The sequence below is a fragment of the Nonomuraea sp. 10N515B genome (genome assembly GCF_052245915.1).
Classification (GTDB): Bacteria; Actinomycetota; Actinomycetes; order Streptosporangiales; family Streptosporangiaceae; genus Nonomuraea.
The window spans coordinates 26157-45002 of the sequence record NZ_JBQQBQ010000039.1; the positions used below are offsets into that span (position 1 = coordinate 26157).

Annotated in this window: 16 protein-coding genes; 10 read left to right on the top strand and 6 right to left on the bottom strand. The window is 70.3% G+C overall.

What is annotated here, in order from left to right:
- Positions 1 to 32: 32 nt before the first annotated feature.
- Positions 33 to 983: an adenosine deaminase gene (add, locus tag ACTWQA_RS39935; RefSeq protein ID WP_305917207.1), complete on the top strand. Its 951-nt coding sequence runs from the start codon at positions 33 to 35 to the stop codon at positions 981 to 983.
- A gap of 334 nt (positions 984 to 1317) precedes the next feature.
- Here the strand turns inward: add and ACTWQA_RS39940 are convergent, their stop codons facing one another.
- From ACTWQA_RS39940 to ACTWQA_RS39960, 5 genes are all read right to left on the bottom strand, one after another.
- A complete protein-coding gene (locus ACTWQA_RS39940) occupies positions 1318 to 3045 on the bottom strand; it encodes a tachylectin-related carbohydrate-binding protein (protein ID WP_443164119.1) in 1728 nt (575 codons plus the stop codon).
- Positions 3046 to 3252: 207 nt separating this feature from the next.
- The gene (locus ACTWQA_RS39945) at positions 3253 to 3660 is read right to left on the bottom strand and encodes a poly-gamma-glutamate biosynthesis protein PgsC/CapC (protein ID WP_443164120.1); all 408 of its coding nucleotides are present in this window, start codon (positions 3658 to 3660) and stop codon (positions 3253 to 3255) included.
- Complete coding sequence (gene pgsB / locus ACTWQA_RS39950) at positions 3657 to 4850, bottom strand: poly-gamma-glutamate synthase PgsB (protein WP_443164121.1); 1194 nt, start codon at positions 4848 to 4850, stop codon at positions 3657 to 3659. Before pgsB ends, ACTWQA_RS39945 begins: the two co-directional genes overlap by 4 nt.
- A 186-nt stretch (positions 4851 to 5036) precedes the next feature.
- Positions 5037 to 5270 carry a hypothetical protein gene (locus tag ACTWQA_RS39955; RefSeq protein ID WP_443164122.1) on the bottom strand — a complete coding sequence of 78 codons (234 nt, stop codon included), beginning with the start codon at positions 5268 to 5270 and terminating at the stop codon, positions 5037 to 5039.
- A 585-nt stretch (positions 5271 to 5855) separates the two neighbouring features.
- Entirely contained in the window at positions 5856 to 7877 is a 2022-nt protein-coding gene (locus tag ACTWQA_RS39960) for a beta-galactosidase (RefSeq protein WP_443164123.1), read from the bottom strand.
- 879 nt (positions 7878 to 8756) lie between these two features.
- Here ACTWQA_RS39960 and ACTWQA_RS39965 point away from each other — a divergent pair.
- From ACTWQA_RS39965 to ACTWQA_RS39985, 5 genes are all read left to right on the top strand, one after another.
- The gene (locus ACTWQA_RS39965; protein ID WP_443164124.1) at positions 8757 to 9773 is read left to right on the top strand and encodes a LacI family DNA-binding transcriptional regulator; all 1017 of its coding nucleotides are present in this window, start codon (positions 8757 to 8759) and stop codon (positions 9771 to 9773) included.
- A gap of 67 nt (positions 9774 to 9840) precedes the next feature.
- Complete coding sequence (locus ACTWQA_RS39970; protein ID WP_443164125.1) at positions 9841 to 10344, top strand: DUF4240 domain-containing protein; 504 nt, start codon at positions 9841 to 9843, stop codon at positions 10342 to 10344.
- A 150-nt stretch (positions 10345 to 10494) separates the two neighbouring features.
- Entirely contained in the window at positions 10495 to 11742 is a 1248-nt protein-coding gene (locus ACTWQA_RS39975; RefSeq protein WP_443164126.1) for a CoA transferase, read from the top strand.
- 245 nt (positions 11743 to 11987) lie between these two features.
- Positions 11988 to 12851 (top strand): FAS1-like dehydratase domain-containing protein, encoded by an 864-nt coding sequence (locus ACTWQA_RS39980; protein ID WP_443164127.1) that lies wholly within the window; start codon positions 11988 to 11990, stop codon positions 12849 to 12851.
- Positions 12844 to 14430, top strand: coding sequence for an acyl-CoA dehydrogenase family protein (locus tag ACTWQA_RS39985; RefSeq protein WP_443164128.1), 1587 nt, complete (start codon positions 12844 to 12846; stop codon positions 14428 to 14430). The genes ACTWQA_RS39980 and ACTWQA_RS39985 overlap by 8 nt, the downstream gene beginning before the upstream one ends.
- Positions 14431 to 14493: 63 nt before the next feature.
- Here the strand turns inward: ACTWQA_RS39985 and ACTWQA_RS39990 are convergent, their stop codons facing one another.
- The gene (locus tag ACTWQA_RS39990) at positions 14494 to 15066 is read right to left on the bottom strand and encodes a TetR/AcrR family transcriptional regulator (RefSeq protein WP_305917194.1); all 573 of its coding nucleotides are present in this window, start codon (positions 15064 to 15066) and stop codon (positions 14494 to 14496) included.
- Between the two features lie 83 nt (positions 15067 to 15149).
- Between ACTWQA_RS39990 and ACTWQA_RS39995 the strand changes: the two genes are divergently transcribed.
- The 4 genes from ACTWQA_RS39995 (at position 15150) to metF (ending at position 18791) form a co-directional block, all read left to right on the top strand.
- Positions 15150 to 15560, top strand: a complete 411-nt coding sequence (locus ACTWQA_RS39995; protein ID WP_443164129.1) for an organic hydroperoxide resistance protein — start codon at positions 15150 to 15152, stop codon at positions 15558 to 15560.
- 113 nt (positions 15561 to 15673) lie between these two features.
- Positions 15674 to 16855 carry a methionine adenosyltransferase gene (gene metK, locus ACTWQA_RS40000; protein ID WP_443164130.1) on the top strand — a complete coding sequence of 394 codons (1182 nt, stop codon included), beginning with the start codon at positions 15674 to 15676 and terminating at the stop codon, positions 16853 to 16855.
- A gap of 14 nt (positions 16856 to 16869) precedes the next feature.
- Entirely contained in the window at positions 16870 to 17898 is a 1029-nt protein-coding gene (locus ACTWQA_RS40005) for a carbohydrate kinase family protein (protein ID WP_443164131.1), read from the top strand.
- Complete coding sequence (metF, locus tag ACTWQA_RS40010; RefSeq protein WP_443164132.1) at positions 17895 to 18791, top strand: methylenetetrahydrofolate reductase [NAD(P)H]; 897 nt, start codon at positions 17895 to 17897, stop codon at positions 18789 to 18791. The genes ACTWQA_RS40005 and metF overlap by 4 nt, the downstream gene beginning before the upstream one ends.
- The last annotated feature ends 55 nt before the right edge of the window (positions 18792 to 18846 follow it).

Here is an 18846-nt window from a genome sequence, read left to right on the forward strand (position 1 = left end):
GCACGGGCGGGGCGGGTTTCTAAGGTTGGGGCGTGAGAGACGTACGGTCACTGCCCAAAGCCCACCTGCACGTGCACCTCGAAAGCACCGTACGCCCGGAGACGGCGCGCGAGCTGGGCGGATCGCGCGAGCCCGAGAACGGCTTCCAGAGCTTCAGGGAGTTCGGCGACGCGCGGGCCCGGGTGCGGGAGCTGCTGCGCACGGCCGAGCACTTCAGGCGGATCGCGGTGGAGTTCTGCGAGGACGAGGCCGCGCAGGGCACCCGCTACGTGGAGGTGACCTTCACCGCAGCCTCCCACGGCGAGCGGCTGGGGGCGCCGGAGATGCCGCTGGAGGCGGTGCTCGACGGGCTGACCGAGGGCGGGGCCAGGCACGGGATCGAGTGGCGGGTGCTGCTCGACCACTCCAGGCGGCGGCCGGTCGAGCGGATGTGGCGCACACTCAAGCTGGCCACCCGCTACGACGCCGTGATCGGCCTGGGGCTGGCCGGCGACGAGGCCCACCCGCTCGCCCCGTTCGCGGCGGTGTGCGACGCCGCCAGGGACGCGGGGCTGCGCCTGACGCACCACGCGGGGGAGGCGGCCGGCGCGGCCAGCATCCGCGAGGCGCTCGACCTGGGGCACGCCGAGCGGCTCGGGCACGGGATCCGGGTGCTCGACGACGACACGCTGGTGGCGGAGGTGCGTGAGCGCGGGATCCCGCTGGAGGTCTGCCCCACCTCCAATGTCCTGCTCGGGTTCGTCCCCTCGCTCGCCGCCCACCCGCTGCCGCGGCTGCGGGCCGCCGGGCTGGCGGTCACCGTCAACACCGACGGGGAGACGTCGCTCGCCGACGAATACGCCCGCCTGCGCGACGTCTTCGGCTACGACGACCACGACCTGGCCGATCTGGCCCGGGCCTCGATCGAGGCGTCGTTCGCCCCCGAGCCGCTCAAGTCCCGCCTGCGTGCCGAGGTGGACGCCTGGCTCGAGCCGTCCCCGTGACCGACCGGCCTCCTCCCGGCGCCTGCCACGCCGCAGTCCCCGCCTGCCGAGGGGCGTTGCGACGGTAGGGGTCAGCTGCCCGCTCCCACCAAGGGCTGCCACGCAGAAGGTGACGCGCCCGCTGACGGTCGCAGTGCCGGGGTCGCTCATCCGTGCCCGCTCATCCGTGCCCGCCCATCCGTGCCCGCTGAGGCGTCGTCGCGCCGGAGGTTGTGCCTCGGCGCTCGCTGACGGGGCGTCGCGCTGGAGGTTGTGCGACCGCGCCTGCCGGGGCTGTGGCACCGGAGGCCATGTCGCCCGCTGAACGTTCCGGACCCGGCCGCGCGCCGTCGGGTCAGAGGCGCTTGGCCGCGCGCCAAGATCGGTCGTAGAGCGTGCCGTCGTCGAGCAGCGACGGCCCTCCCCGATCGCCCAAGGTCGGGCCGTCGACGACCTTGCGGCTGGACAGGAAGCGGTGCCCGCCGTCAGAGTCGATGCCCAGGTAGATGCCCACATGGTCGATGTCGGCGCCGTCGTCGGTGCTGGCATCCCAGAACAGCAGGTCACCCGGCTGCAGGCCGGCGTAGGAGCCGGGCTTGGCGGTGCCGCCGTCGGCCACGCTCACGCCGAGGGCGGAAGCGTGCATCTGCACGGCTCGTCGTGGCAGAGCGGTGCCTGCCGGGGTGCCGATCGCCACCGGGTAACCGCCGCGGTGGCCGTACACCATCCGGACGAATCCCGAACAGTCGAGCGCACCCTTCTGCTCCGGCTCGGCCCGATCCACCTTCTCGCCGTACGTCCAGTCCAGACCCAGGTAGTCGTTGAAGTCGGACCCCTCGTTGGGGCCGTCCTCGCCGACCGGGCCGTAGTGGGCATCGCCGGCGTATCGCTGCCCCTCCTTGGTCTGGTCGCGTGCCCCTGTGATGTACTGCGTGGCGATCTCGAGCAGATCGTCCTGCGTGCTGCCGATGGTGGCGGACAGCCAGGAGGACGCCCAATCGGCCGACGGCGTCCAGGGCTCGGGGAGCAGGCGTACCCATGCTCGGGTCGAGACGGTGGCGTCAGTGGTGTTTTCGGCGAACTTGCGTGGCGAGCCGTACAGAATCGCGGTACGGGCGCGGGGAGTGAGCACCGCGCCGGCCCGCCCGTCCTTGTAGTAGATCGTCTGTCCGTGCTTGCCGGCGGCGTAGCCGGTGAAGGAACTGGCCGAACACGAGGCGCCGCCCGCGAACACGGCGGTGAAGCCGCTCCAGCCGCTGCTCACCTGGCGGCGCGCCTGCCACACGGGTGCGCCTGCCCGCGGGTCGGCGTGCCGTTCCCACCAGAGCCTGCCGCTGGGGTCCACCGCGTAGAAGACGCCGGCGCCAGCGCCGGCCAGGGCGCGGTAGCCGCCCCAGCCTTCGCCGGTCACCAGCCCGGTGCCGGTGCTGAAGGACGGACCGCCGCGTCCAGGGTCGGCGTGGCGGTACCACCGCATGTGTCCTTTGGCGTTGACGCCGAAGAGCACGCCATCGCCTCCGGTCATCAGTCGCGTGATCGCGTTCCATCCGGATCGGATGACCTTGCCGCTACCCTCGGCCCAGGCGCTGCCGCCCCGCACCGGCGACAGGTGCCGGTGCCAGTGCAGGTTTCCCTGCCTGTCCAGGGCGTAGAGCACGCCCGAGCCGTCGGTGGTCACCTCGACATAGCCGCCCCAGCCTTGTGTGATCACCCTGCCGGAGCCGGGCGCCCACTGCTCGGCGCCGGTGGCCGCGCCGAGATGCCGATACCACCGCAGGTAACCGGATCGGTCGACCGCATAGATCACGCCGTCCCCGCCGGAGACGATCGAGACGAAGCGCCCCCACCCATGGCCGACCTTCCTGCCGCTACCCGGCGCCCACGATGCGCCGCCGCCGGCGCCGTCCCGATGGCCGTGCCACGTCAGGTCCCCGCCCTGATCGACCCCGTAGAGCGGAACCGTGGGCAGGCAGGTCAACGGGGATGCGGCTGACGCCTGTCGCGCCGGCAGCGCGACCAGCAACGCCGCACCCACCACGGCCGCAGCTGCCGCGGCCCCGACCCGTCTACGAACCCCCGTCATAGCTGGGATGACTCCGATGAACCTTCGATCCTTGATCAGACCGCTGCGAAGCGGCCCTGTCCTGTCCTTGCTGTGTGGCCCTCACCAGCGAGGATAGGTGGCGATGCGGGGTGCACGTCTGATTCGGCCGTCAGCCGCCAAGGAGGTGCAGCAGGATGCCGGCCGCCAGGACGGCGTAGGTGACCGCGGTGACGAAGGTCGTGGAGATCAGGGTGGGGACCACCGGTTGCCGAGATGGTAGGCGATCAGACCCGGTACGAGGAAGACGAGTGTCTCGTGACTGAGCAGCAGCGGGAACCGCCTGAGCAGGAAGGCGAACAGCGTCACCTGCAGGAAGATGCCGAGCATGAGGGCGCCGGCGAACAGCCGTTTGCCGTAAAGGATGACGAACCGTTGGACCACCACGGTGCCCGCCCAGGTGAGCGCCACGACGCAGGCGATCATGATCATGCGGCGCCAGTCCTCGATGAGCGTGATCGCCAGCCCGGCAGGGCTGATCATTCCGCCCGGAGAGAGGTTGGTGGTCAGGTAGCAGATCAGGGCGAACAGCAGCCCGATCGCGAACCCCAGGGCCGCCGTCTCGGGGGTGAGCACGGAGGTGGCGGCGGGGCTCATCGGGCCGCTCCGGCCGGGGCGGCGGCGGTGAGCAAGTGCGCGAGCAGCCTTTCCCCCTGACCGTGGATGTTGCCGATGGCGACCACGGAGGCGTCGCTGTCGATGCGGGAGCAGATCTGGCTCCAGATCTGTTCGGGTTCGCGGTGAGGGCCGCCGAGGTCGACCAGTTCTCCGTTCCAGCCCGCGGGGAGTGCGGCGCGGGCGGATCGGGTGGGATGGCCGATGAGGAACAGCCTGGAGGTGCCGAGCTCCGGGACGATCTCCGCCATCTGGGCGTTGCGTTCGATGCGGTCCGGCCGGCAGTTGATGAGGGTGAGAATCGGCGGCCCGATGTGGCCGTGGTCGAGGAGCTGATGGAAGTTCATGACCGTGGAGCGGGGGTCGTTGGCGGCGAAGATGTTGGCGAAGCGCAGGGTCGCGCCCCGCACGTCGTACTCCTCGACCGTCAGCACGCCGGGGTCGAGTTGCACGGTGTACATGCCGTGCAGGGCGTCCCGGCGGGAGACGCCGACCTGGGCGGCCACCGTGAGCGCGATGGCGACGTTCTCAGGGAAGGTGAAGTGCCGGAACCCGGCCATCTCCTCCTCGCTCACCTCGCCGGCGTCGGTGATCAGGAGCCGGCAGTCGCGGCGCCCGGCCTCCTGCTCGAGCACCGTTCGGCGGTCACGTTCGGCGGTGACGCAGATGCCGCCGCGGGGCATCGTGCGCGACAGCGACCGCGCGACATCGTCCAGGGTGGGGCCCATCTCCGCCAGGTGGTCCTCCCGGACATTGCTCAGCACACCGATGGTGGAGCGGATGAGCTTGTCCTGGTAGGTCTCCTGCAACGGCGGCTTCACCGCCATGCACTCGATGACCAGCGCGTCCGGGTGCTCCGCGACAGCGCGGCGCACGATGCCGATCTGCTCGGCGATGTTGGCGATGCCGAACTTGCGATGCACCGGCTCCTCGGTGGCGTCCGTGTGGATGAAGCGTGCGGCGCTGCCGGTTGTCTTGGCGATCACGCGCAGCCTGCCGCCGCGCAGGGCTCCGGCGATCAGCCGGGTGATGGAGCTTTTGCCGCGGATGCCGTTGACCAGGACCCGCACCGGGATGCGGTCCAGGTTGGCGTCGTGCCGGCGTTGTTCTGCCACACCGAGCACGAGGAGTACCAGCAGGGACAGGCTGAAGATCACATACAGATAGAGCATCTACACGTCCCCCGCCCCGAGTTGGGCGCGCTTGATCGTGTGCCCGATCAGCTCGAGTTCGTTGTGCCTGCGTTATGGACTATTTCGGTGCAGAATCCTGCGCGGGGACGGCGCCCCGCGAGGATGTTTCTCGCGGGGCGCCGGAATGTGCCGGCGGGGTGAGTCACCAGCGGCTACTTGCCTTCGTCACATCTCTTCGCAGTACTGCAGCCTCCATTTGCCGTACTTGTAGCAGAACTTGCACCAGTTGCCGTACTTCTCCTTCCAGCGGCACTTGACCGCGGCGGGTGCCGGCACGGCGCGCTGTTCGGCGGTCGTGCAGAGTGTGTCGGCGGCGCTGGCGGCTTGTGTGGTGATCGGGCCGCTGATCACGAGTGTGGACGCGGCCACGGCGGTGGCTACGAGGAGTCGCTTCAGCATGAGATCGCTCCCGATTGGAGGGGAGGAGCCCAGGACCGGCCTGGGACTCGCCGAAGCGTCGTGCACGGCTCCCGGGATTCACCATGACGGCGCCACGGTTTCCCGGGATGGTCCATGACGGCGCTATGGACAATTCCCACCGTAGCGACGGCCGCCCGCTTGTTCTCCCCAGCGGCGGCAAAGGCCTTTTCTCCACAAAAAGCCATGTATCGCATTACGGATCGGCGACTATTCGACATGTCGGAAGTTCCGGCATTTCGAATCGGGGCCGCTACGTGGTGTACGCGCAGCGACACGGATGCGCGTAACAGCGCTGTAACCTGCGGCGATCCGGCCTTCCCCGGTCTGGTCACCGCAGCGTCAGGATTTCGGAATGGCTCGAGAAAAGGGCGCGAGGTGACGGGCGGCGCCCGGAGAAGCCCGCCGTGGGGCGGGGCCACAGGGCGGCCAGAGACCCGTCCCGGTGGACGCCTGGTCAAGGACGCGCCATCAGGAGGATCCCTTGCTGCCACCGGTTCCCCGCCGCGCGGCAATGCGGCTTTCCGTCTTCCCCCTCCGGTCGATGGTCGCGACCGGGCGGGGTCGTTACGGCGTGGCGCGCCGGATCACCGCCGCTCCCAGGGGTTCCAGCGCCACCTCCCCGGACACGGGCCGCCCGGTGAGCAGGTCCGTCCCCTCCCCTCCCACGGGGACGGACGCGCCCAGCTCGCCGCTGTGGTTGAGCAGGAACACGTACTCGTAGGCGTCGTCGCCCCGCACGGAGCACTCCACATGGGCGGGGACGCCCTCGAAGCGCCGGCGCACACCCGCCTCCTCCACCGTCTGCGCCACCAGCGCGTCGAAGGCGGCCTGCTCCAGCAGCGTCGCGACGTAGACGACCCGGCCGGCGCCGTACCGGTTCTCGACCACGGCGGCCCGGCCCTCCAGCAGCCCGCCGGCGTAGGTCGCCAGGGCCGTCCCGGTCTCCAAGTGCAGGTCCTCACGCCACCAGGTGGAGGCCGCGCGCCGCCCGTCGGCGAAGTCGACCGCGAACTCCTCGTGTGGCCGCGCCGGCCAGTACTCGTCGATCTTGGCGCCGATGAGCTCGCGGAACGCGCCGGGGTAGCCGTTCGGCCGCACCCGGTTGTCGCCGTCGACCACGCCGGAGAAGAACGACATGAGCACCGTCCCGCCGTTGCGGGCGAACTCGGTGATGCGCCGCACGCCCTCCTCGTCGATCAGGTACGCGTTCGGCACCACCAGCACCTTGTACGAGTCCAGATCCGACCCGGCCGACACCACGTCCACCGGGTAGTGCCGCTCCCACAGCGGCGTGTAGTGCCGCATCACCGTGTCGGTGTAGCTGAAGTCGTTGCGCGGCAGGCCGAAGACCTCCTCCAGCCCCCACCAGCCGTCCCAGTCGAACAGGATCGCGATCTCCGAGCGCGAGGTCGTGCCCGCCACCGGCGCCAGCAGCTTCAGCTCCCGCCCGAGGTCGGTGATCTCCCTGAACGTGCGCGAGCCGGGCCCGGAGTGCGGCACCATCGCCGAGTGGAAACGCTCCTGGCCGCCGCGGCTGGCCCGCCACTGGAAGAACATGACCGAGTCGGCGCCGCGCGCCATCGCCGCCAGCGAGCCGAGCCGCATCCGCCCCGGCTCCTTGACCACGTTGAGCGTCCACTGGCTGACGGCGCTGCTCGACTGCTCCATCAGCATCCACGGCTGCCCGCCCTTGAGCGAGCGGAACAGGTCGTAGTTGAAGGCCGCCGACACGTGTGAGTCGGGCTCGGCCGGGTTCGGGTAGATGTCGAGCGCGGCGGCGTCCTCTTCCGGCGCCCACTTCCAGTAGTCGGCGTGGCGGAAGAACCGCATGAAGTTCGTCATGACCGGGAGGTCGTCGCGGAAGGAGCGCACGATGTCCCGCTCGGCGAGGTAGCACTCCAGCAGCGCGTCGGAGGTGAAGCGCTTGAAGTCGAGGCGGCGGGTGGGATTCATCCAGGTGCGGGGGATGTGCGGCACGTCGATCTGGTCCCAGTCGGTGTAGATCTGGCCCCAGAACCGGGTGGTCCACGCCTCGTTCAGCGCGTCGAGGTCGCCGTACTTGCGCTGCAGCCAGCGGCGGAAGTTGACCGCCGCGGCCCCGTTGTACGCTGTCGGCCCGTATTCGTTGCTGATGTGCCACATCGCCAGCGCCGGATGGAACGAATACCGCTCGGCGAGCTTGGTCGTGATGGTCGCCGCGTATTCCCGGTAGATCGGCGACGACGGGTCGTAGTGCAGCCGGTTCCCGAAACCGAACGGCTGCCCGTCCTCCCTGATCGGGAACACCTCGGGATGCAGGTGGGTGAGCCAGACCGGCGGCGCCGCGGTGGGGGTGGCCAAGTTGACGCTGATGCCGTTGTCGTGGAGGAGGTCCATGACCTCGTCCATCCACCCGAACTCGTACTTGCCCGGCTCGGGCTCCAGCGACGCCCACGCGAACACCCCGAGCGAAACGGTGTTGACGCCGGCCTCGCGCATGAGCCGGACGTCCTCCCGCCAGACGGCGGGCTCCCACTGCTCGGGGTTGTAGTCGCCGCCGAAGGCCAAACCTTTGACACGGTTCCTGAACGCGTCCATGCGAGTCATCTCAACACTCCTGTCGATAGTTCGGGGCTCGCTCAGCGCCGGTCGAGGGAGACGGTGGTCAGCCGCCGTTCGGCGCCGGTGATCTCGCGTACGGGGCCTGTCAGTGTCACGGTCCGCTCCGCCACGACGTCCGCGACCTAACACGTGCAGGCATACACCGTTCCTAGGGACTGAGCATGTGGTGCAGGTGCTCAGTCGAACGCTCCGAACGGTGTTGAGCGTTCTGGTCGCCCGCCTTCTCACCGCGTCCGGGCGGCGCGGATCGTGTCCGTGGTCCGGGGATGCGGGGGCGGGGTCCCTCACGCCTACGGGCGCCCGGGCCTGGGCGGTCCGATGCCCCTGCTCATCGCTCCGGTGAGCAGGGGGCGGTGCCGTCCGTCGCCGGATCGGGTGCCCGAGGGCGCGTCTGCCGATCGCCACGGCGGCCGCGTCGCGGCGGGTGGTCGTGCGGGTCTTGGTAGTGAGAGGGGCCTGCCAGTGTTGGGCGCCCCATTTGGAGGTGTAGGCGGGGTTGGTGGCGATGACGGCGATGCTGGTGGCGTCGGCCATCGCGGTGAGCCGGGTGCGGAGCTTGCTGGTTGGCACTTTCATGCACATTCAAGGGCCAGCTGCCCCTTACCCTCGGTGTTCCTTCGTTTCACCCTGGGCGCCCCACCGCTTCGCGTCGGAAAGTTTCTGACTAGCTTTCCGAAAGATTACCGTGACATTGCCGAACCGTTACGGTAGGCTGCGGTCCTCAATCCTGTCAACAGTCCCCATTGATTCAATAAGAAGGCCGATTAGCCCAGTTCAGAGAGCTAATGGCTTTCACGTGATTTTCCGAAAATTGTCACTCGCCGGTGTCATCCGGATGGCGGCACCGCTACAGCGGGAGGTTCTGTGCCCCGAGCGACGCTCGCCGACGTCGCGGCGGCCGCAGGAGTGTCGGTGCCGACGGTTTCCAAGGTCCTGAGCGGCAAGAAGCACGTCTCGGCCGCCACCAGGGACAAGGTCCTCGAAGCCGTCCGGGCCTTCGGCTACGAGACGCCGCGCCCGCCGAGCACGCCCCGGGTCGGCATGGTCGACCTGCTCATCGACGGGCTCGGCTCGCCGTGGGCGCAGGTCCTCATCAAGGGCGCGGAGCGGGCGGCGGCGCGATGGGGATTCTCGCTCGTGGTGACCTCGTCCGCGCGGCCCGACTTCGACCTGCGGCGCTGGATCGGGATCCTGCGCAAGCGCGGCACCGACGGCATCGTGCTCGTGCTCTCCCGGCACCAGAAGGACGAGATCGCGGCCGTCGGAGAGCTGCTGCACGTCCCCCTCGTGCTGCTGGATCCCGTCGGGCAGCGCGACCCGCGCATGTCCACGGTCGGGGCCACGAACTGGTCCGGCGGCGTCATGGCGACCACCCACCTGCTCGAGCTGGGGCACACCCGGGTGGGGTTCATCGGCGGGCCGCTCGACGTGCAGTGCACGCTCGACCGGTACGAGGGCTACCTGGCCGCGCATCGCACGTTCGGCATCGAGCCCGTCCCCGCGCTGACCCGCTACGGCGACTTCCTCGTCTCCGGCGGCAAGCTGTTCGGCGCCGAACTGCTCGACCGCGATGACCCGCCCACCGCGATCTTCGCCGGATCCGACCTGCAGGCCGCGGGCGTCTACCAGGCGGCCGCCGAGCGCGGCGTCCGCATCCCCGGCGACCTGTCCGTCGTCGGGTTCGACGACTCGCCCCTGTGCGAGATGTTGTCGCCCCCGCTCACCACCGTGCGCCAGCCGCTCGACGACATGGCCAACGAGGCCGTACGGCTCATCTCCGAGGAGCTGACCCACCCGGGCGGGCCCGCGGGCACCCGCATCGAGCTGGCCACCACGCTCATCGTCCGCGCCAGCAGCGAGCACCGGTCCTCACCACCCTGATTCTGTCGGTCCTGCCTGGTTTGCTGATCGGCGCGGATGCACAAGATCGGCTTTTGAGAGGTGGGCAATGGACGCGGAGGAACGTTTCTGGGACATGGTGGAGGCGGCCTGGGCGCCCCTCGGCGCGGATGTCGGCCAGGCGCGACAGGCGCTCACGGACAGGAGTCCCGGTTCCGGCGCGGACGCCGTGCTCGCCGTCATCGACGAGGCGCTGGAGGACTTCCTCGCCAACCTCGCGGCGAGCAGCCGGGATTTGTCGGCCGAGGAGCTGACGGGCCTCGATCGGGTGGTCGAGCGGAAGCTCTACGACATCGACCGCGCGGACATCCAAGCGGTGACCGACGGCTCCGACGACGGCTTCCTGTACGCACGCGGCTTCATCGTCGCCATGGGCCGTGACTTCTACGCCGGCGTGCTCCGGGATCCGCGGCTGGCCGTGCTGGACGCCTGGTGCGAGGAGATGTGTTACTTCTTCGCCCACCTCCACGACGAGCGCTACGGGAACTACCCGGACACCGGCTCGGGAATCTCCCGCGAGTCTTGCTCGAACACCACCGGCTGGCCCTTCTGACCACGCACGGATCATGCCGTGCCCGCGCCCGTGCACGTGAGCGGGAACGGGTGGGTACGACGTGGAGGGCGCCTAGCGAACGGAAACGTCCTCAAAGCCGAGCTATGCGTGGTGAAACGAGCCCTCGAGACCAGGTCAGGAGACGACATAGTGGAGACCGAAGGCGGGTCGGTGACGGACGGCGCCGGCGGGCGGGCGCGGCCGCTGCGCGGTCTGCGAGTCGTCGAGCTGTCCAGCTACGTGGCGACGCCGCTGTGCGGGATGACGCTGGCTCAGCTGGGCGCGGACGTGATCAGGGTGGAGCCGGTCGGCGGCGCGGTCGACCGTACCCGGTGGCCGCTGGCCGCGAGCGGCACGAGCCTCTACTGGTCGGGGCTCAACAAGGGCAAGCGTGCCATCGAGGTGGACCTGTCACGCGAGGAGGGCCGCAGGCTCGTCGCCGACCTGGTGGTCCGCGCCGGGATCGTGGTCAGCAACGCGGACCGGTTCCGCGAGTTGTCGTACGAGGCGTTGCGGGCGCGCCGCCCCGACGTGATCCACGTGCTGCTCACCGGCCGCCGCGACGGCGGGGCCGCCGTGGACTACACCGTCCAGGCGGGCACCGGATTTCCCCTCCTGACCGGCCCGCCGGACACCGCGCAGCCGGTCAACAGCGTGGTGCCGGCCTGGGACCTCGCCGCCGGGCTCTACCTGGCGGCCGGGCTGCTGGCCGCCGAACGGCACCGCCTGCTGACGGGCGAAGGACAGCAGGTGCGTCTCGCGCTCGAGGACGTCGCCCTGGCGACCGCGGGCAATCTCGGCTACCTCGCCGAAGCCCAGCTGAGCACCTCACCCAGGGAACGCGACGGTAACCACGTCTATGGCACCTTCGGGCGGGATTTCGCCACCGCCGACGGCGGGCGGCTGATGATCGTCGCCCTCACGCCGCGGCACTGGCGGGACCTCCTCGCCGCGACCGGCCTCACCGACGTGGTCGCCGCGCTGGCCGCCGCGCTCGGGGCCGACTTCACCGAGGAGTCGCAGCGCCACCGGCACCGCAAGGTGCTCGGCGAGCTGCTCGCCGGCTGGTTCGAGGCTCACACCCTGGCCGAGGCGGAGGCGGCGTTGCGTGACACCCGGGTGTTGTGGTCGGCGTACCGGAGCCTCGCGGAGCTCGCCGGCCTGCTGCCGGAGAACCCGCTGATGGCGCTGCTCCACCAGCCGGGCGTCGGCGATCACTGGGCGCCGGGAGGTCCCGTGATGATGGACGGGCGGCAGCCGCCTCCTGCGGCCGCGCCGCTGGTGGGGCAGCACACCGAGGAGGTGCTGCGCGGCGAGCTCGGCTTGTCCGCGCAGGACCTCGCCAAGCTGAGGGAGGACGGCATCATTCGCAGCGCGGGAAGCGGAGAACGACCATGAGCGCACTGAATCAGGACGAGCGGGACATCGTGGCCCTGACCGGTGCTTTCGTCGACGAACGGGCCCGGCCGCGGGTGCGGGACTACGAGGCGGGGACAGGGCCACGATGGCGCTCACCGAGCCGGGCGGCGCAGCGACCTGCAGGCCATGCGCACCGCCATGCAGGTGGCGCTGGACGCGATGCGGGTGCACGGTGGGTACGCAACTGATCGCGCGCAACCCCATCACGTGAGCGAGACAAACCGATGAGCTGGGCTCCGCACACCGTCACCACCGTCGAAACGGTCGAACCGCATCCCGTGGCGGCCCTGTCGGCGCTGTTCGACGACGGCATGCCCGTGATCGGTCCGGGAGACGCCCTGCCGCCGTTGTGGCACTGGGGCGCGCTGGCCCGCTGGCCCGTCTCGTCCGTGCTCGGCGTGGACGGTCATCCTGCGCGCGGGTCGTTCCTGCCTCCGGTGGAGCTGCCGCGGCGCGTGTTCGCCGGCGGCGAGGTCGTCTTCCACGCCCCGCTCACGGTCGGCGCCACGGTCCGGCGCGAGTCGCGGGTGGAGTCGGTCACCGAGAAGTCCGGGCGCTCGGGCAGGCTGGTCGTGGTGGTGGTCGCCACCACGCTGTACGACGAGCGCGACCGGCTCGCGCTCGAAGAACGCCAGGACCTCATCTACCGCGACGCGGTGCCCGTCCCCTTCGCGGCGGACATCGAGATCCCGGCCGCCCTGGTTCCGGCCGGCGCGCCCTTGACCCGGGCGGGGGAGTGGGCGTGGGATCTCGCCACCGACCCGACCCTGCTGATGCGCTTCAGCGCCGCCACGGCAAACCCGCACCGCATCCACTACGACTGGCCGTACGCCACCCGCGTTGAGGGGTATCCGGGCCTGGTGGTGCATGGGCCGCTGATGACGCTGGCCCTCGCCGAGGTGCTGCGGCTGGAGAAACATGACGGGCCGATCCTGCGCATGCGGCATCGGAACCGCAAACCCCTGTTCTGCGGCCAGGCCGCCCGACTGCGCCGGGTCGGTGCCGCCCCGCTCACGCTGGGCCTGTTCGGAGATGATTCCGGCGAGCCCTGCTCCACGTTGACGATCGAAGGGGCCCGCCATGCGTGAACCGGCCGCCCGCGCCCGGGCCATCGTCGAGACGTTGCAGGCCATCGTCGGCAAGGCCGCCGCGCACGTGCAGCCGGTCGACGAGCACCAGGCCGTCGCCTACGACGTGGCGTCCGTGTCGTCGTCCGCCGCGGCCGCCGCGGCCCTGCTCGGACATCAGGCCCACGCCCGCAGCCGTAGCGAGGACGACCTGGCGTTGCTCTACGCCGCCGACGTCGCCGCCGAGCTGGCCGGTCGCATCACCGGACGGGAAGGCCTATGGGGTGTGGACCGGACCGCGCTGGACGGGATCGCCGCACACGTCGCCGCGGGACGGGACCCGGCACTCCTGGAACGGGTGGCCGAGCGGGTCATGGTCACCGGCGAGGCGGGACCGCGACACCTGTCCGACGAGCTGCAGCTCGTCCGCACCGCCTTCCGCGACTTCGCCGCCGACCAGATCGCCCCGGCGGCCGGCCGCATACACCGCGACGACGAGGACATCCCCGACGCCATCATCGACGGCCTCGCCGACATGGGCTGCTTCGGGCTGTCGATCCCCGCCGCGTACGGCGGCTACGCCGAAGGCGGCGCTGACGAGCTGCTGAGCATGGTCGTGGTGACCGAAGAGCTCTCCCGCGCCTCGCTGGGGGCCGCGGGCTCGCTCATCACCCGCCCTGAGATCATCGGTGCCGCGATCACCCGGGGCGGCACAGAGGATCAGAAACGCCGCTGGCTACCCGCGATCGCGTCGGGGGAGCGGCTGTGCGCCGTCGCGGTGACCGAGCCCGACTGCGGGTCGGACGTCGCCGCCATCACCACCAGTGCGACCAGGGACGGCGAGGAGTGGGTGCTGAACGGCGTCAAGACCTGGTGCACCTTCGCCGGCCGCGCCCACTACCTCCTCGTCCTCGCCCGCACCGACCCGGACCGCACCGCCACCCACCGCGGGCTGTCGCTGTTCGTCGTGGAGAAACCGTCCTTCACCGGCCACACCTGGCGCCTCACCCAGGAGGTCGGCGGGAGCGTCGAAGGGCGCGCCATCCGTACCCTCGGCTATCGCGGCATGCACTCCTTCGAGGTCGGGTTCGACGGCTGGCGCGTGCCCGCCGCCGGCCTGATCGGGCTGGACGACGGTCTCGGGCGCGGCTTCTACCTGCAGATGCGGGCGTTCGCCAACGCGCGCCTGCAGACCGCCGCCCGCGCCGTCGGCGTCATGCAATCGGCGCTCGAACTGGCCGTGGACTACGCCCGGCAGCGGCCGGTCTTCGGCCGGTCGCTCGCGGGCTACCAGCTGACCCGGGCCAAGATCGCCAGAATGGCGGCGCTGATCGCCGCGTGCCGCGCGTTCACGTTCGCGGCGGCGCGTGCGGTCGCGGCCGGCGACGGCGACCTCGAGGCCGCGCAGGTGAAGCAGGTCGCCTGCCGGGCGGCCGAGTGGGTCACCCGCGAAGCCCAGCAGCTGCACGGCGGCTACGGGTACGCCGAGGAGTACGCCGTCTCACGGCTGTTCGTGGACGCCCGCGTGCTGTCGATCTTCGAAGGCGCCGACGAGGTCCTCGCGCTCCGGGTCATCGCCCGCCGCCTGGCACAACCCTGACCTCATCAGATGTGCCCGAGTCCGGCACCGTGTCCGATGTGCCCGAGTCCGGCACCGTGTCCGTTACGCGCCCAGCACTCTGTCGAGTGCTTCCAGGAGGGCGGCACGCACTCGGGCGGGGTCGTCGAGGTCGAAGCCGACCACGAGCCCGTCCCTGAGCAGCAGGAGAATGTCGGCGGTCCGCTCCGCGTCGGGGTGGCCGTCGGCGGCGAGCAGGTCCCGGTAGAGGTCGCGGACCCAACGGCGGTACTCGGCGATGGCCTGCCGCACGGGGTGACCGGGATCGGGATATTCGGCCGCCGTGTTGACGAAGGGACAGCCGCGGTAGGTGGGACCGGCCCCGAACTCGCACATGAAGGCGAAAATGCCCATCAGCTTCTCGCGCGGAGAATCAGCCTGCATGGTGGCGGCCGCGGCGCGCTGTCGCGCGCTCTGCTCGGTCACGTACGCGCGGACAAGGTCGTCCTTGCTCGGGAAGTGCTTGTAGAAGGTCGCCTTGGCGACGTCCGCCTCCGCGATGATCCGGTCGATCCCGACCGTGTGCACGCCCTCCCGGTAGAACAGGCGCGCTGCGGTGTCGAGCACGCGGGTGCGCGCCGCGCTCGGGCGACGGCCTTCCAACGTTTCTGCGCTCACATGTTGACGATACCAGACAGATCTGTCTACTCTCATGGCATGCGGCAGACAGACAGGTCTGTTCATTAAGAAAGGGCATCGTCATGAGCATGTACACCGCCATCGCCACCTCCGCCGGGCGCGACGGCCGCGCGGTCTCCTCGGACGGACGGCTGGACGTCAAACTGGCCCTGCAGAAGGAGCTGGGCGGCGACGGTGAGGGCACGAACCCGGAGCAGCTCTTCGCCGCCGGGTACGCGGCCTGCTTCGCTTCGGCGATGCGGCTGGTGGGCGCTCAGCAGAAGATCGACGTCTCGGACGCGTCGGTCACGGCCGAGATCGGCCTGTCGCCGAACGGCCAGGGCGGCTTCCAGCTCGAGGCCACGCTCCGGGTCGAGCTGCCCGACTCGATCGCCCCGGAGACGGCCCGTGAGCTCGTCGAGGCCACCCACCAGGTGTGCCCCTACTCCAACGCCACCCGCGGCAACATCCCGGTCAACCTGGTCGTGGAGTAAGGAAGACCACGTGCCGCTGGGTGACGCCGATGACGGCTCACTCAGCGGCCCTGGCTCGAAACTCGATCGGGACCGCTCATCATCGGCGCATCGTCTGGAGATGCGGAGGAGACATGGGCGGTCGCTTGTTCACATCCGAGTCCGTCACGGAGGGCCACCCCGACAAGATCGCCGACCAGATCAGCGACGCGATACTCGACGAGCTGCTGAGTGGCGACGCCACCAGCCGGGTCGCGGTCGAGACGCTGATCGCCACCGGCCAGGTGCACGTCGCGGGCGAGGTCACGACCAAGACCTACGCCGACATCCCGGCCATCGTCAGGAGGACGCTGCTGGAGATCGGGTACGACTCGTCGGCCAAGGGATTCGACGGCGCCTCCTGCGGGGTGTCGGTGTCCATCGGCGCGCAGTCGCCCGACATCGCCCAGGGCGTCGACGACGCCTACGAGCACCGGGTGGGCGGCGACGGCGACGAGCTCGACCGGCAGGGCGCCGGAGACCAGGGGCTGATGTTCGGCTACGCCTGCCGGGACACGCCCGAGCTGATGCCACTGCCGATAGCACTGGCCCATCGGCTCGCCCGGCGGCTGTCCGAGGTGCGCAAGAGCGGCGTCGTGCCGTACCTGCGGCCGGACGGCAAGACGCAGGTGACCGTCGAGTACGACGGCGACCGCCCGGTGCGGCTGGACACCATCGTCGTCTCCAGCCAGCACGCCGCCGGCGTCGACCTGGACGGCCTGCTCGTCCCCGACATCGCCGAGCACGTCGTGGCGCCGCTGCTGGCCGAGGTCGGCATCGAAACCGAGGGTTATCGCCTGCTGGTCAACCCGACCGGGCGGTTCGAGATCGGCGGCCCGATGGGCGACGCGGGGCTGACCGGCCGCAAGATCATCGTCGATACGTACGGCGGGATGGCCCGGCACGGCGGCGGCGCCTTCTCCGGCAAGGACCCGTCCAAGGTGGACCGCTCGGCCGCGTACGCGATGCGGTGGGTGGCCAAGAACGTCGTGGCGGCGGGACTGGCCGACCGGTGCGAGGTGCAGGTGGCGTACGCGATCGGCAAGGCGCACCCCGTCGGACTGTTCGTCGAGACCTTCGGCACCGAGAAGACCGAGGTCGCGAAGATCCAGGACGCCGTGGCCAAGGTGTTCGACCTCCGCCCCGCGGCGATCATCCGCGACCTGGATCTGCTGCGCCCGATCTACGCGCAGACCTCGGCCTACGGGCACTTCGGGCGCGAGGGCCTGTCCTGGGAGAGCACCGACCGCGCCGACGCTCTCGGCAGGGCCGTGTGAAGGAGCTGGCGTCCATGAGCATCATCGTTACCGGTTCGATCGCGATGGATCATCTGATGACCTTCCCCGGCCGGATCACCGAGCAGCTCGTCAAGGACAAGCTCGACACGGTGTCGCTGTCCTTCCTCGTCGACCGTCTCACCGTGCGCAGGGGTGGCGTCGGCGCCAACATCGCCTACGGCCTGGGCCAGCTCAACCTGTTCCCCGCCCTGGTCGGCGCCGCGGGCCCCGACTTCGGCGACTACGGCAGATGGCTGCTCCAGCACGGGGTGGACGTCGAGTCGGTCAGGATCTCCGACAGCCATCACACGGCCCGCTTCTCCTGCACGACCGACCTCGACGGGAACCAGATCGCCTCGTTCTACCCCGGGGCGATGCGGGAGGCAGGGGAGATCGAGCTGGCCCCGGTCGTACGGCGCGTGGGCGGGTGCGAGCTGGTGATCGTCAGCCCGAACGAGCCGGCCGCCATGGCCCGCCACTCCGAGGAGTGCCGGGCCCGCGGATACCCGTTCGCCGCCGACCCTTCACAACAACTCGCTCTGCTCGCCGCGGACGAGATCGTCTCGTTGCTGGATGGCGCACATTACCTGCTTACCAACGAGTACGAGCGGTCGCTGCTCCTGGGCAAGTGCGGCTGGTCGGAGAGGGACGTGCTGGAGCGGGTCGAGGTCTGGGTGACCACCCTGGCCGCCGACGGCGCACGCGTCGACCGGCGTGGCATGGAGCCGATCTTCGTGCCTGCGGTTCCAGTGAAGGAGCCGGTCGATCCGACCGGCGCGGGCGACGCGTTCCGCGCCGGGTTCTTCGCCGGGGTCGCCTGGGGATTCCCGCTGGAGCGCGCGGCCCAGGCCGGCTGCCTCATGGCCGCACTGGCGATCGAGTCGGTGGGCGGCCAGGGGTATGAGTTCCATCTCGAGACCGCGGTGGAGCGGGTGGCGGACACCTACGGGGGCGCGGCGGCCACCGAGCTCCAGCGGGTCGCGGAGGCGCAGGCCGAGGTCGCGCTGGGCAAGGTCCCCATGATGGCGCTGGTGTCGCCATGACGCACCTGACCATCCAGCGGAGCTCCTCGGTCCGGGAGCTGCTCGCGGCGGGCACTCCCTCCATCTCCTTCGAGTTCTTCCCGCCCAAGACCCCTCAGGGCGAACAGGCGCTCTGGCGGACGATCCGCGAGCTGGAGGCGGTCCGCCCGACGTTCGTGTCGGTCACGTACGGCGCCGGCGGATCGACCCGCGACCGCACCGTGGAGATCACCGAACGGCTCGCCGGCGACACGACGCTGCTGCCCGTGGCGCACCTGGTCGCGGTCGACCACTCGGTGGCCGAACTGCGTCACCTCGTCGGCCGGTTCGCGGCGGCGGGCGTGCGGAACCTCCTGGCGCTCCGCGGCGATCCGCCGGGGGGCGATCCCCTGGGGCAGTGGACCAAGCACCCCCAAGGGGTCGCCTACGCAGCCGACCTCGTCAGGCTGATCAAGGTCGCCGGGGACTTCTGCGTCGGCGTGGCCGCCTTCCCCTACCGCCATCCCCGCTCACCTGATGTCGAGAGTGACACCCGGCACTTCGTCGAGAAATGCCGCGCGGGCGCCGACTACGCCATTACCCAGATGTTCTTCCGGGTCGAGGACTATTTGAGGTTGAGAGACCGCGTCGCCGCCCGCGGCTGCGAAACCCCGATCATTCCCGGCATCATGCCGGTGACCCGGATGAGCACGATTGAAAGATCGGAGCAGCTCTCGGGTGCGCCATTCCCGCCCGAACTGGCCGCCGCGTTCGACCGGGTCGCCCACGACCCTGACGCCGTGCGCCGGCTCGGCATCGATCACACGGTGGACATGTGCGTCAGGCTCCTGGACGAGGGCGTGCCGGGAATGCACTTCATGACCTTCAACACGTCGGCGGCGACGCTGGAGGTATGCCGGCGACTGGGAATATGACAAGAGCTGTAAATCACCCTGACATTCTGTATCAGGCCTCGATCAAGCCTCGATC